This is a genomic window from Kyrpidia sp. (assembly GCF_023512215.1).
Classification (GTDB): domain Bacteria; phylum Bacillota; class Bacilli; order Kyrpidiales; family Kyrpidiaceae; genus Kyrpidia; species Kyrpidia spormannii.
In genome coordinates this window covers 1-12,425 of the sequence record NZ_JAILZZ010000037.1, presented here as the reverse complement: position 1 = coordinate 12,425, position 12,425 = coordinate 1, and the positions used below count along the sequence as shown (strand labels likewise).

Sequence of the window (12,425 nt, the reverse complement as noted above, 5' to 3'; positions counted from 1 at the left end):
CCGGGGTTGGTTTTTTAAGGCCCACCCGGGGCGGGGCGGCGCACGGGAAACGGCAGAACCTCGCCTCCCGCCCGGAGACGGCGATCCAACCCTTCTGCGAGCCCGTCAGCGATGATACGGGCCATGCGAAATACAAGCTGAAGGCGGGTATTCTGAAGGACGAAATATTCCAAGTAGCCCCCGACATTCACGATGCCGGTGATATGGATGTCCCCCACTGGAGGAAGTTGCTTGTTCACTCCCGCTCCGGGACGAAGGGGACCGTCATGAAGAGAGATCTGACCAATGCTGTTGACCTGCCCCAGGCAGGCGTCTACCGCGATGACAAAGGGAGCCGGTGACATGCGGTCCAGTCTCGTGAGGGTTTCGGTCAAGTTTACGGCGTGAACGGGCTCGTCCAACGTACCGAAGATTTGGATCTCGGTGGATTGCAGCGTCTCGACAAGCCGGCTTCCCACCAGAGGCCCCAATGCGTCGCCGGTGGAGCGGTCGGTGCCCACGCAAATAATGGCCACATTGCTGTCCCGGGCCTTTAGGCGAACCGTATCCCACACTCCTTGGGCCAGAACTCCAGCGGCGTTTGGATCATTGTAGGCCACGCGGATAGGATAACGCGGCAGATGTTCATCCTGGCGAAGGAACCTCATAAGAGAACCTCCGGAAAATATATTCATCTCAGTATACGGTTCGCGGCGCGGGGAATATACATAGGACGACTGGGAATGTCGGGGGGACTTGGATGGACGCGCCTCTGTGGATTGCTATGGCATGGGTGACAATGCGTGGGCTGGGGGTTAGTACCAAGCGCATCCTTCTGGAGATGGCCTCTACGGCCGCTTTGCTCGTCACCGGAGGTTGGACGTGGCTTCACCTCGATCGGCGCACCGTCGAGGCCATCGGAACATGGGCGGCAAATCTCACTGCGATTCCGGGCACCGCCTGGCCGGCAGGCTCCCGAACTGCCGCAAACACCCTCCCGTCTTTGCGTGAAAGCGCAACCTTCATCGCCGGTGGGCTGACCATCTTCCTTGCCGCGCTTCTGATTGTTTCCGCCATTCACGTCGCACTTGGGGCCATTGAGCGTCCGCGATCGGGTGTCATCCATCCTAATCTGATTGGCGCTCTCCTTTCTCTTGCGGGCTATACGGGGATCTACTACGGCCTATGGCGGATAGCCTTTCGTCTCACTCGTAACCCGGAGTTTGCAGCCCTCCTTCCGTGGGTGAAAAATAGCGTATGGTTCACCCTATTGGGCTCGCCCTCACCTTTTGGCGGGTAACTATGGGGTCCACTTCCCATGGACAGGGAAGCCTAGAAACAGTAGACTGAATACGAAGCGGATGCCGAGGTGCCGGAGGGGTGCAGGGACCATGGAAAAGAAGTATCAGCTCGGCGATGTCGTTGAAATGAGACGGACCCACCCCTGTGGAACAAACGCCTGGACCATTATCCGCATGGGGATGGACATCCGGATCAAATGTGTACACTGCGGGAGAAGCGTTTTGTTGCCCCGAGCGAAGTTTGAGCGAAACCTGAAACGCGTGATTCGCACGGAACAACTCGACAGCCCAGGTGGGCCGGGTTTGAGTGCGAAAACCGGAGACTGACTGATCCGAGCGGAGTCGGCCCTTGGGGCTTATTGACCAGAACGCCCCGGCCAAGTTGGACGGATACGCTCATTACCATGGGTCTGAGAAAGGGGGCCGGCCGGAGAGCGGCCGGAAGCGTAAAGATGCCATTACAAGCAGGAATTGTGGGTTTACCGAACGTAGGCAAATCAACGTTGTTCAACGCCATCACCCGCGCTGGCGCAGAAACGGCGAACTATCCATTCTGTACGATCGATCCCAACGTCGGGGTGGTCCAGGTTCCCGATGAACGCCTGGTGCGCCTGGCGGAGTTGTTCCATCCGGGCAGAGTTGTGCCTGCGGTTTTTGAATTTGTCGATATTGCGGGGCTCGTGAAAGGGGCCAGCCATGGGGAAGGCCTTGGAAACCAGTTTCTCTCTCATATCCGAGAGGTTGACGCCATTGTCCATGTCGTCCGGTGTTTTGAAGACCCGGACATCACCCATGTCGCCGGCCGCGTTTCCCCCGTTGACGATATCGAGACGATCAATGTTGAACTCAATTTGGCCGACCTGGAGACGGTTGAACGCCGGATCGAGAAAACTCGGCGATTGAGGAAAAGCGGTGATAAACGGTATGATTGGGAGTTGGCGCTACTTGAAAGAATTCAGCGCCTCCTGGAAGAGGGAAAAGGCGTCCGGGGACAAGCCTGGTCTGAGGAAGAAAACAAGTTTTTGAGCGATCTTCATCTCCTAACGGCTAAACCCGTCCTTTATGTCGCCAATGTGCATGAACGGGATGTGGCCACGGCCTGGGAGCATCCCATGGTCCAGGAAGTGCGCCGGCGCGCCCGGGTGGAAGGGGCGGAGGTGATTCCCGTCAGTGCTCGGCTAGAAGCTGAGATCGCGGAACTTGAAGGTGAAGACCGGGATCTTTTCCTCGCCGAGGCGGGATTACAAGAGTCCGGCCTTGACCGCATCACTCGGGCGGCGTATAAGCTGTTGGGGTTGATCACGTATTTTACCGCTGGAGAAAAAGAAGTGAAAGCCTGGACCATCGTGAAAGGGACAAAAGCGCCCCAAGCGGCGGGCGTGATCCATTCCGACTTTGAACGCGGGTTTATTCGAGCAGAGGTCGTTTCCTACGAGGACCTCGTCCGAGCCGGGTCCACAGTGGCGGCCCGGGAACAGGGTCTCCTTCGGCTGGAGGGGAAAGATTACGTGGTTCAGGACGGAGATGTGATGCATTTTCGCTTCAATGTCTGAAAGATCCGATCCACAGGTTGTGTTAGAAAAAGAAAACCCCGGCGGTTGCGACCGTGTGTCTGACGTGGTAGACTAGATCATCAGAGGGTTTTTGTGGCGGCTTGATTCGCCCAATCCTCCTTGCTCCCACGGGGGCCATTGTCCACAAGGAGGTGACTGACTATGCGTAACTACGAGACACTGTATATCCTTCGCCCTGACTTGGAGGAAGAAGTGACAGCGGACCAGGTCAAGCGGCTTGCTGAGGTGGTCACCGCGGCCGGGGGGGAACTCCAGGAAGTCAATACCTGGGGCAAACGCCGCATGGCTTACGAGATTGAAGGCCACCGGGAAGGATATTATGTGCTCATGAAGTTCGCGTCGGATACCGAAGTGCCGAAGGAGTTGGAGAGAGTGCTCCGCATCTCCGAACCAGTGCTCCGGTACATCGTCGTACGCGAGGACGAGTGACACGGGGGGATCTCCCATGCTCAACCGCATCATTCTGATTGGCCGCCTAACCCAGGATCCGGAGTTGCGGTACACGCCATCAGGGACACCGGTGGCCCATTTTACGTTGGCTGTCGACCGGCCTCGCCTCAACCAGATGGGAGAGCGGGAGACAGATTTTATTAACATTGTGGTTTGGCAGAAACTCGGCGAACTCTGCGCCCAGTACCTACGCAAAGGACGACTGGCTGCGGTGGAGGGCCGATTGCAGATTCGCAGCTACGAGAATCGCGAAGGGCAACGCGTGCGGGTGGCGGAAGTGGTGGCCGACAATGTTCGTTTCCTGGACCGTGCGGGTGATCGGGAGGGCGGGCCGAGTGCCCCACCGGCCTCAGGCAGCGGGTGGCCGGAGGAGGCCCGTACCCGGAGCACGGGCATGGATGATCCGTTCGAGGGAGACGCCACGCGGATCGACATTTCTGAAGATGATCTCCCCTTCTAAATGGAGGAAACGGCTAAGACGAATTAAGAGAAGGGAGGTTTTGCGATGGCGCGCAAGGGCCGAGGAGGTAAGCGGCGACGCGTATGTAATTTTTGCGTGGACAAGATCGATCGGGTGGATTACAAGGATGCCGACCGGCTGCGGAAATACATGACTGAGCGCGGCAAGATTCTCCCGCGGAGGATCTCGGGCAATTGTGCTCGTCACCAACGTCAGGTGACTGTGGCTGTAAAGCGGGCCCGGCAGGTTGCGCTTTTGCCTTACACGGTGGAATAACGCATCAGGATCCATACAGACAAGAAGGGGCGTGCGGGCTGATCCGGGCGCCCCTTCTCGCAGGGAATGCGTACGAGCAAGGCTCTACGATGAGCCAAGGGGTTTCTGCCCGGTTAGGGGCGGGACGACACCTTGAACCGGTATATCGAGAAGAGTGGGTTTTGGGTCAGCGAGGGACTCGACCAGGGCACTTTCTAACTGAGTGGCATCCCGGACGCGTTCAGCTCGCCATCCCGAGGCTTCGGCGACTTTGACGAAATCGGGATTGGTCAGGTCGACGCCCGCCTGGCCATATCCGCGCATGATCATCTTGCTTTTTTCCATCTGCAGAGAACCGTTGTTCATCAGAACCACAGTGATGGGGGTTCCTTCCTGGACCGCGGTCGTCAACTCCCCCAAACCCATGGCCAGCCCACCGTCTCCCACCACAGCAACGACGGGCCGGTGAGGTTGGCTTAATTTGGCTGCCAAGGCTGCGGGTAGGCCAAAGCCCATCGTTCTCCAATCCCCGGAATACAACAAAGTCTGGCCCCGGGAACGAAAATTTCGGTTGAACCAGACGGTGTGATCACCGGTGTCCACAGTGATGATCGCATCGGGAGGGATATGTGTAGACAGTGCCCCCATTACTCGTTGGGGTGGCAAGGGGGTTCCATCAAACTCGTTTTCCCGTTCCACCGTTTCCTTCCACTGCCGGTGAGCTGCCTGGACGCGGTCGATCCACTCCTGATCCGGCCGATGGTCAGACAGGGCGTCGGCCAATAAAGCCACCACCGCTCCGGCATCCGCGACAATTCCGTACTCGACCTGCACCCGCTGTCCCAGATTCTCGGGGGCCGCGTCCACTTGGACGACCCTGGGCTGGCGAGGGACGAATCCTTCCGGCCAATAGGTGCTCCCGATCAGAAGAATGAGATCAGACTCCTGAAGAAGCCAAGGCACCTCCGGGCTTCCTCCTTCCCCGAGGCCGCCGACGTGAAAGGGAAATCCTTCATCCACGATACCTTTGCCCCCTAGAGTCGTCACCAAGCCGCCGCCCCATCGCTGTGCGAGCCGGGGAAGATCTGGGCGAGCGGACCATGCGCCCTCGCCGGCGACGATCATCGGACGGCGGCAACTCCGCATAACCCCGAGCACCGGCTCAAGCAAATCCCGAGAAAAGGCCACCTGACCGTGAATCCACGGAACCGGGGGACGCAGGGGCTGGGCCTGTGATTGCTCAAAAAGGTCGGATGGGACCGACAAATGGGTGACGACTCCATGGGTTCTGGCGAGGTGAAGGGCTTTGTACATTCTGTCGACGGCGGCATCGGGATGGACGATCAGTGAACTATACCGGGCGATTGGCTGAATGGCGACCTGTTGGTCAATGACTTGATTCTCGTCGCCGCCGATTTGCTTGACCGGAGCCTGGCCGGTGATGGCCACAACCGGTGTCCGGTCCAAATGCGCGTCCGCCAACCCGTTCAGGAGATTCATGAACCCGGGTCCCATGGTGGCGAAGCACACACCAACCTTACCGGTGAGTTTGGCCTCGGCCGAGGCCATGATCCCTGCGTGGAATTCATGCTTGACAGGGATGAAGCGAACCTGCGCCTGTTTTGAAACCGCGTCCAAAAACCCGAGGACAGCGTCTCCGGCCACACCATAAATCCGCTCGACTCCCCACAAAGATAGTTCTTGCAGCAACACTTCGGCTACGGTCAAGGAGGGGCCGGCCTGTTGAGGAGTGGGGCGGGGGGATGGTGCCTCGGCGACCGCAGGTCCCATCGAGTCTGCTGGATATCGCGAAGGTGTCAGAAGGTCATGGAACACATTTCCCGCTCCTTTCCAGGGATCTCCGTGTACACCCCTAGCATGTACGCGGAAACTCAAGATATGCCGGGGCGGCGCTCGTGTCTGGTCGGCCTTCGCGGATGCAGGAGGAATTCAGGGGGCGATGTTGAATCCTTTTATCTAAGGCTTCAGAGGGGAGGGGCACCCGTGGCGACCTTTCGCCGGGACGTGGACATCGGTCGACAAGTGAAGTTGATGGAATGGATAAAGATTGAGTTACTCGACCAGGTGTCAGCTCTGTTTCGGGCATGTCATACTGGGGCTGAGGGGCTGATCGCCGACGCTTTGTCGGGTATTTTGATCAGTGTTTATATCCTGGCGCGTCGGGTTGGCCTCTCCCCTGGAGAGATTGATCGTAAAGCACTGGAGAAGTTAACAAAAACAAAGGAAATCGGTCACGAGGCTGAAACCTGGTTCGGAGACCTCGGGGCGGTTGAAAATCACTTGAGAGGCCGTTAATTTTTGGAAGCGGCGAATGGGGGATCAGTGGTGAAGGTTATTTTTCTGCAAGACGTCAAAGGCCAGGGCAACGCTGGGGATGTCAAAGACGTGTCCGAAGGGTATGCCCGCAACTATCTCCTTCCGCGAAAACTGGCAGTGGAGGCGACGGAAGCGAATCTCCGCGCTTTACAGACCCGGGTGGAGCATAGAAAAGCGCAGGAGGCCGAACGTCTGCGCCAAGCTAAAGAAACCGCGGACAAATTAAGCGGCCTCGTCGTGGAGATTACGGCCAAGTCTGGCGAAAACGGTCGACTTTTCGGTGCCGTCACCGGGAAGCAAATCGCCGAAGCTCTGGCGGTGCAAGGCCTCAAGGTGGATAAGCGCAAAATTGAACTGGAGGAGCCGATTCGCCACCCGGGCACAGTGACGGTGCGGGTTCGGCTTCATCCTGAAGTGACTGCTGATATTCGGGTTCGCGTGCTTCCCGTGTAACGGCGAGGGATGAACGGTGAGCGACAGCATGCAAGACCGGGTTCCTCCCCAAAGCGTTGAAGCGGAACAAGCGGTCCTCGGTGCGGCTCTGTTGGACGGGGCCGCCTTTCACTTGGCTCTGGAGCGCTTGACACCTGAGGATTTTTACCGCTCGGCCCATCAAAAGATTTTTCGGGCGATGGCGGAGGTGTCCTCCCACGGGGACCCTGTGGATCTCGTTACCGTTACTGCCCGCCTTCAGGATGCGGGCCAGCTGGATGAATGCGGGGGAGCTTCTTACCTCGCCGAATTGGCCCATATTGTACCAGCGACGGGAAATGTTGAACATTACATCGACCTGGTGCACGACAAATCGGTGTTGCGCCAGCTCATTCGTACGGCGACCCAAATCGCGGCGAAAGGGTACGAACCAGCCGAAGATGTCGCCGGCCTTCTGGACGAAGCGGAACAACGGATTTTTGAAATCACCCAGTCCCGGGTGGTCCGCGGCTTCATTCCGATTCGGGATATTCTGGAACAGGCTTTTGAGCGCATTGAGTATCTATATGCCAATAAGGGTCAAGTCACCGGCGTCCCATCGGGGTTTCCCGACTTGGACCGCCTGACCTCTGGGTTCCAAAAATCGGACCTGATCATCGTTGCGGCCCGGCCCAGCGTGGGGAAGACGGCCTTCGCTTTGAACATTGCCCAGAATGTCGGGGTTCGTTACGGTTTGCCCGTGGCGATTCTCAGTTTGGAAATGTCCAAGGAGCAGTTGGTGCAGCGGATGCTTTCCGCCGAAGCCAATCTCGATGCTCACAAGCTGCGGACAGGCTTTCTGGATGAACAAGATTGGCCGAAACTCACGATGGCCGTGGCCAATCTATCTGAGGCGCCGATCTATGTAGACGACACCCCGGGAATCACCATTGCGGAGATGCGGTCAAAATGTCGACGGCTCAAGGCGGAACGGGGATTGGGGTTAATCGTAGTGGACTACCTGCAGTTGATGCAAGGAAGGGGGCGGGCGGACAATCGCCAACAGGAGATTTCCGAAATATCCCGGGGTTTAAAAGCATTGGCGAGGGAACTGGAGGTACCGGTGATCGCCCTTTCCCAGTTATCCAGGTCTGTAGAACAGCGCCAAGACAAACGGCCTCTTTTGTCTGACATTCGCGAATCGGGATCGATTGAGCAGGATGCTGACCTCGTGGCGTTTCTTTATCGCGAGGATTACTACGATCCAGATACGGATCGTAAAAATGTGATTGAAGTCATCATTGCCAAACAGCGAAACGGGCCGACAGGTAAAGTCGAGATGGTATTCCTCAAGAACTTCAATAAATTTGTCAACCTCGAACGGGTGTCCGCGGGAGAGGGGACCCCTTGACCGGGGGACCCCGGCGAGGGGAAACGCCTATTTCCAGTAGAGCCGCACGTTGTCCCCGGTGTGAAGGGGCGTGGTGAATGTCGCTTCGGCACCATTGACCTCCACGTGAAACGACCGGGCATCGGCAGGTCGCAACCCCTCGGGATCGATCACTCGAAACAGGTCGCTGATGATCCATTCGCCAACTTGTTCGTCCCAGACCTCCACCCAGTCGTCGCCGTCTTGAAGCGGCGTCCCGGGATCAGCCGGGCGCCCGTTGCACCGGAACGCCCTATAATCTTCCCCGTCCAATCGTACCAACTGGCCGTTGACGGTGACCGTGAGGGCCGGCCTACCGGGACTGCGTTCCGGGTTCGTGCCGAGCCAATCCGCCAATACCGGAGGCGGGGCTTCCACAATCTCGATCCGATCCCCCGCGGCCACCACAGTTCCCGGTTCGGCCGCCACCCCGTTCAATGTCACGATCCAGTTGGGATGAACGTACTGAACGGAGCTGCCATTCCATGTAAAATGAATCTCTCGCTGGGAGAACGCTTCGGGTCTCCCGACATCTTCAAGCACATCCCGCAATTGCTCGGGGATGTACGCCTCGATCATTGCCCGATCTACCACTTGGGTGTCCGGTTTGACCCGGTGTCCGTTCATGAACACGCGCGGCGGCACGGGCTGGGATACACCATTCACGTACACCGACAAACTTTGTAGGGGCGGGATCAAATCTTCGATTCGGCACCGAGCGTCTTTCCCGTTTTGTCCGGGTCGTACCTCGATATGATCCCCGCTTGTGACCGGCGAGTCCAGCGTGGCAGGTGAACCATTCAACCGGATCTCCGGCCCCGACCCCGGTGAGCCAGGAACAACGCGCCTCTCTCCTCCGATGGTCACCGTCAACGCGGCGCCAGGGCGGCCGAATAGAGAACGGATGTGAATACCCGCTTGAATCAACGCATCCCCTATCGTGAGATCTCGAAAATCGAACAGGTGTACCTCCGCACTGCCGACCCGAACTGTGGCGGTCTGAACCGGGTGTTCCAGGGCAGCCAGGGCGATTCCCAGGGGCGTTACACCGTCCGGCCCCTTGAGTCTCGGCGGAATCCTGGCGAATCCTGCCACATGATCCACGGACCGGACAGCGACGCGGTCCTGGGGAAGGCCCAACTTCCGGGCCAGACTCTCCGGCAGCCCCGGTGTCAGGCTGCCTCCTCCGATCAAGAGCACTGCTGCGGGGGGCCGGCCGTTCAGGCTGAGAATTTCCCGGGCAATAAGTTCTGAAAGTCCGTCCACGGCGGGAGCCATAGACTGAACGAATTCCGGGCCCGGCACTTTTCGGCTATGACCCAGGACGTCGGTAAAGCGGATCTCCGCATCTCGCCAGTTCCGCTTTGCTGTCTCTGCCGTATCAAAATCAAGCAGCCAGGTTTCCGCCAGAGCCTCGGTAATTTCGTCCCCTGCACTGGGAACCATTCCGTAGGCGACGACCGTACCCTCTGCAGTCAAGGCGATGTCGGAGGTTCCGGCTCCCACGTCCACCAGAGCCAAGTTCAGCTTTCGCATGGAGGCCGGGATGAGGGCGTGGATCGCGGCGATAGGCTCCAAGGTCAGGGCGCGCATCTGCAGATCTGCGGCTTCCAAGGCCGCAGCCAACGATTCGACCACCACCTTTGGCAAAAAGGTACCGATGACTTCGGCGCTGGCTTCCTGTCCTCTCTGCCCGAGGAGATTGCCGATCGTCGTCCCATCGAGTTTGTATTCCACGACGGAATAACCTACACAATGATAACGGCCGGCAGACTCTTCGTCCCCCGCCAATTCTCGGCGAGCCTGCTCCAACGCTTCTAATTCTAATCCGCGAACCGCGTCCGCCTCTAACCGGGAACCGTTCACAGCGCGAACAGCCTTTCCCCGGCAGGTTTTCAGCGCTCGACCGGCGGCGGCCACCGCCACGTCCCGAAGGGGACCGACCTTTTTTTCCAACCGCGCCTTGAGACGCCGGATCAGCTCGGCCACCCTGGGTATATCGTGAATTTGTCCGTCCAACATAGAACGAGTTTGATGCTCAAGAATTTCGACCGCCTTGATCGTTAATCCCTTTGTTCCGGGAATGGCGGTGAGCCCGACGACAGTTCTCGTCCCAATGTCCAGCGCAAACAATGGCTCCGACTTTTCCGAAACCACAATGCTCCCCCCTCTGCGGCCGCAGATGGGCGCATAGCTGTAATTTACCCTTCTATTACATTCGTCGCCTTGGGCGTGCCTCCCTTTAACCCGAACGATTGACGGCGCATGATGGGGAAACGTTCGGTCTTCCGTTGACACGCACGCCGGGGGCTGATAGACTGGGGGCGGTGACCGCTCTGAGTTGCGCAACCCGCAACGGGGCAGGTTAAGAGACGGAGGTGTCTGCGGGTGGCAACCGTCGTTGTGGTCGGTACCCAGTGGGGCGACGAAGGTAAAGGGAAGATTACCGATTACCTTGCCCAACGCGCTGAAGTGGTCGCCCGGTATCAAGGCGGCAATAATGCTGGGCACACGATTTATCTAGATGGTCAGGAGTACAGATTGCATTTGATTCCATCGGGAATTTTATATCCGGATAAACTGTGCGTCATCGGGAATGGAATGGTGGTGGACCCCGCCGCGCTGGTGGAAGAGATTCGATACCTTGAGCAACGGGGTATGTCGGTGAGCAACCTCCGAATCAGTGATCGGGCTCACGTCGTGCTTCCTTATCACCGGCGACTGGACGAGTTGGAGGAACAACGCCGGGGAAACGGAAAGATCGGAACGACCCGCAAAGGAATCGGTCCTTGTTATATGGATAAGGCGGCCCGGGTGGGAATTCGAATGTGCGACCTGCTCGAACCCGAGGTGTTCGCGGAGAAACTGGCCGACAATTTGGCACAAAAGAATCGCCTTTTCGAAAAAGTTTATGAGGTGGAAGGGTTTGACCTGAAGGAGATTCTCGAAGAGTATGCGGCATATGCCGAGGTGCTGCGGCCCTATATTGCGGATACATCGGTGGTCCTTAACCGCGCCATTGACGAAGGCCGAGATATCCTCTTCGAAGGGGCCCAAGCCAGTATGCTCGACATTGACCACGGTACGTACCCGTACGTGACCGCTTCCAATCCTGTGTCTGGCGGTGTGTGTATCGGAGCCGGGGTGGGCCCGACCAAGATTGACCGGGCAATTGGCGTGGTAAAGGCCTACAGTACCCGGGTTGGCGACGGCCCGTTTCCCACGGAAATGCTTGATGATGTGGGTCGCGAAATTCGGGACAGGGCGGGGGAATACGGGACGACCACGGGTAGGCCCCGCCGCATCGGCTGGCTGGATGCGGTGGTGGTTCGCCACGCTCACCGGGTGAGTGGGCTGGACGGATTGGCGGTGACGCGCCTGGACATTCTGTCCGGTCTCGATGAGTTGAAGATCTGCACCGGCTACCGATACCGGGGACAAGTCCTCGACGAATTCCCCGCCAGCCTGCGGGTTCTTTCGGAATGTGAACCCATCTACGAGACGTTACCGGGATGGCGGGAAAACCTCGACGGTGTCCGGAATTACGACGAGCTTCCCGAGGCTGCCAAACGGTATGTAGAGCGCATTTCAGAACTGGTGGACACCCCGCTCTCGCTGATTTCCACCGGGCCAAACCGTGAACAGACCATCGCCCTGGGGGACATTTTTGTGTCCAGACGCTAGCCTTGTCGGTCGGTATGGGAGACCCCGAGGGAGTCAAAAAAATCCTCTTGGGGTCTTGCATCTGAGCCGGGGGCGTGGTATAGTATAAACCGTCGTCGACGTTCGCCACTCTGCTGGGTGGTTGCGGGGCATGAGAGCCATTAGCTCAGATGGTAGAGCACCTGACTTTTAATCAGGGTGTCGCAGGTTCGAGTCCTGCATGGCTCACCAACACCGGACTGTGCCGAACCGGCACCGTCGCCACCAATGGTGCGGGGATAATAGGAGATCGGGATGGGCGGTTAGCTCAGCGGGAGAGCACTCGCTTCACACGCGAGGGGTCACTGGTTCGATCCCAGTACCGCCCACCATTTTTATGTCTTGGAGCTGTAGTGTAGAGGCCCATCACGCCTGCCTGTCACGCAGGAGATCGCGGGTTCGAATCCCGTCAGCTCCGCCAACGCCGGGTCGACGCGGGGTCGACCTTTGTGGCTCGGTAGCTCAGTCGGTAGAGCAGAGGACTGAAAATCCTCGTGTCGGCGGTTCGATTCCGTCCCGAGCCACCA

General features: G+C 58.3%; 13 protein-coding genes and 4 tRNA genes. 14 read left to right on the top strand and 3 right to left on the bottom strand.

Annotated elements, in window-relative coordinates; all coding sequences use genetic code 11:
- Positions 1 to 14: 14 nt before the first annotated feature.
- Entirely contained in the window at positions 15 to 647 is a 633-nt protein-coding gene (yyaC, locus tag K6T64_RS12130) for a spore protease YyaC (protein ID WP_288010443.1), read from the bottom strand.
- Between the two features lie 92 nt (positions 648 to 739).
- Between yyaC and K6T64_RS12125 the strand changes: the two genes are divergently transcribed.
- The 6 genes from K6T64_RS12125 to rpsR all read left to right on the top strand — a co-directional run bounded on the left by K6T64_RS12125 (position 740) and on the right by rpsR (position 4,040).
- A complete protein-coding gene (locus tag K6T64_RS12125; protein ID WP_288010442.1) occupies positions 740 to 1,279 on the top strand; it encodes a hypothetical protein in 540 nt (179 codons plus the stop codon).
- A 91-nt stretch (positions 1,280 to 1,370) separates the two neighbouring features.
- Positions 1,371 to 1,607, top strand: coding sequence for a DUF951 domain-containing protein (locus K6T64_RS12120; RefSeq protein WP_100669050.1), 237 nt, complete (start codon positions 1,371 to 1,373; stop codon positions 1,605 to 1,607).
- 125 nt (positions 1,608 to 1,732) lie between these two features.
- Positions 1,733 to 2,833: a redox-regulated ATPase YchF gene (gene ychF / locus K6T64_RS12115; protein ID WP_288010439.1), complete on the top strand. Its 1,101-nt coding sequence runs from the start codon at positions 1,733 to 1,735 to the stop codon at positions 2,831 to 2,833.
- Positions 2,834 to 2,995: 162 nt separating this feature from the next.
- Positions 2,996 to 3,283, top strand: coding sequence for a 30S ribosomal protein S6 (gene rpsF / locus K6T64_RS12110; RefSeq protein WP_100669048.1), 288 nt, complete (start codon positions 2,996 to 2,998; stop codon positions 3,281 to 3,283).
- 16 nt (positions 3,284 to 3,299) lie between these two features.
- Positions 3,300 to 3,764, top strand: a complete 465-nt coding sequence (gene ssb / locus K6T64_RS12105; RefSeq protein WP_100669047.1) for a single-stranded DNA-binding protein — start codon at positions 3,300 to 3,302, stop codon at positions 3,762 to 3,764.
- Between the two features lie 45 nt (positions 3,765 to 3,809).
- Positions 3,810 to 4,040, top strand: coding sequence for a 30S ribosomal protein S18 (gene rpsR, locus K6T64_RS12100; RefSeq protein ID WP_013077189.1), 231 nt, complete (start codon positions 3,810 to 3,812; stop codon positions 4,038 to 4,040).
- An 84-nt stretch (positions 4,041 to 4,124) separates the two neighbouring features.
- Here the strand turns inward: rpsR and K6T64_RS12095 are convergent, their stop codons facing one another.
- A complete protein-coding gene (locus tag K6T64_RS12095) occupies positions 4,125 to 5,747 on the bottom strand; it encodes a thiamine pyrophosphate-binding protein (RefSeq protein WP_288010436.1) in 1,623 nt (540 codons plus the stop codon).
- A 276-nt stretch (positions 5,748 to 6,023) separates the two neighbouring features.
- On the opposite strand from K6T64_RS12095, the gene K6T64_RS12090 reads away from it, so the two are divergent.
- From K6T64_RS12090 to dnaB, 3 genes are read left to right on the top strand one after another with little or no spacing between them, the layout of a single operon-like run.
- Positions 6,024 to 6,335 (top strand): MazG-like family protein, encoded by a 312-nt coding sequence (locus tag K6T64_RS12090; protein WP_157935575.1) that lies wholly within the window; start codon positions 6,024 to 6,026, stop codon positions 6,333 to 6,335.
- Positions 6,336 to 6,365: 30 nt separating this feature from the next.
- Complete coding sequence (gene rplI, locus K6T64_RS12085; RefSeq protein ID WP_288010434.1) at positions 6,366 to 6,809, top strand: 50S ribosomal protein L9; 444 nt, start codon at positions 6,366 to 6,368, stop codon at positions 6,807 to 6,809.
- Between the two features lie 28 nt (positions 6,810 to 6,837).
- A complete protein-coding gene (gene dnaB / locus K6T64_RS12080) occupies positions 6,838 to 8,178 on the top strand; it encodes a replicative DNA helicase (RefSeq protein ID WP_407928410.1) in 1,341 nt (446 codons plus the stop codon).
- A 27-nt stretch (positions 8,179 to 8,205) separates the two neighbouring features.
- On the opposite strand, the gene K6T64_RS12075 is transcribed toward dnaB, so the two are convergent.
- The gene (locus K6T64_RS12075; RefSeq protein ID WP_288010432.1) at positions 8,206 to 10,353 is read right to left on the bottom strand and encodes a cell division protein FtsA; all 2,148 of its coding nucleotides are present in this window, start codon (positions 10,351 to 10,353) and stop codon (positions 8,206 to 8,208) included.
- A 231-nt stretch (positions 10,354 to 10,584) separates the two neighbouring features.
- On the opposite strand from K6T64_RS12075, the gene K6T64_RS12070 reads away from it, so the two are divergent.
- From K6T64_RS12070 to K6T64_RS12050, 5 genes are all read left to right on the top strand, one after another.
- A complete protein-coding gene (locus K6T64_RS12070; RefSeq protein WP_170086706.1) occupies positions 10,585 to 11,880 on the top strand; it encodes an adenylosuccinate synthase in 1,296 nt (431 codons plus the stop codon).
- A 134-nt stretch (positions 11,881 to 12,014) separates the two neighbouring features.
- Positions 12,015 to 12,090 (top strand) — tRNA-Lys (locus K6T64_RS12065).
- 65 nt (positions 12,091 to 12,155) lie between these two features.
- Positions 12,156 to 12,230 (top strand) — tRNA-Val (locus K6T64_RS12060).
- 12 nt (positions 12,231 to 12,242) lie between these two features.
- A tRNA-Asp gene (locus K6T64_RS12055) sits at positions 12,243 to 12,319 on the top strand.
- Between the two features lie 30 nt (positions 12,320 to 12,349).
- Positions 12,350 to 12,425: transfer RNA gene (locus K6T64_RS12050), tRNA-Phe, on the top strand.

Coding starts and splice junctions, on each gene's coding strand:
- yyaC (WP_288010443.1), bottom strand. CDS start 647: ATGAGGTTCCTTCGCCAGGATGAACATCTGCCGCGTTATCCTATCCGC.
- K6T64_RS12125 (WP_288010442.1), top strand. CDS start 740: ATGGACGCGCCTCTGTGGATTGCTATGGCATGGGTGACAATGCGTGGG.
- K6T64_RS12120 (WP_100669050.1), top strand. CDS start 1,371: ATGGAAAAGAAGTATCAGCTCGGCGATGTCGTTGAAATGAGACGGACC.
- ychF (WP_288010439.1), top strand. CDS start 1,733: ATGCCATTACAAGCAGGAATTGTGGGTTTACCGAACGTAGGCAAATCA.
- rpsF (WP_100669048.1), top strand. CDS start 2,996: ATGCGTAACTACGAGACACTGTATATCCTTCGCCCTGACTTGGAGGAA.
- ssb (WP_100669047.1), top strand. CDS start 3,300: ATGCTCAACCGCATCATTCTGATTGGCCGCCTAACCCAGGATCCGGAG.
- rpsR (WP_013077189.1), top strand. CDS start 3,810: ATGGCGCGCAAGGGCCGAGGAGGTAAGCGGCGACGCGTATGTAATTTT.
- dnaB (WP_407928410.1), top strand. CDS start 6,838: ATGCAAGACCGGGTTCCTCCCCAAAGCGTTGAAGCGGAACAAGCGGTC.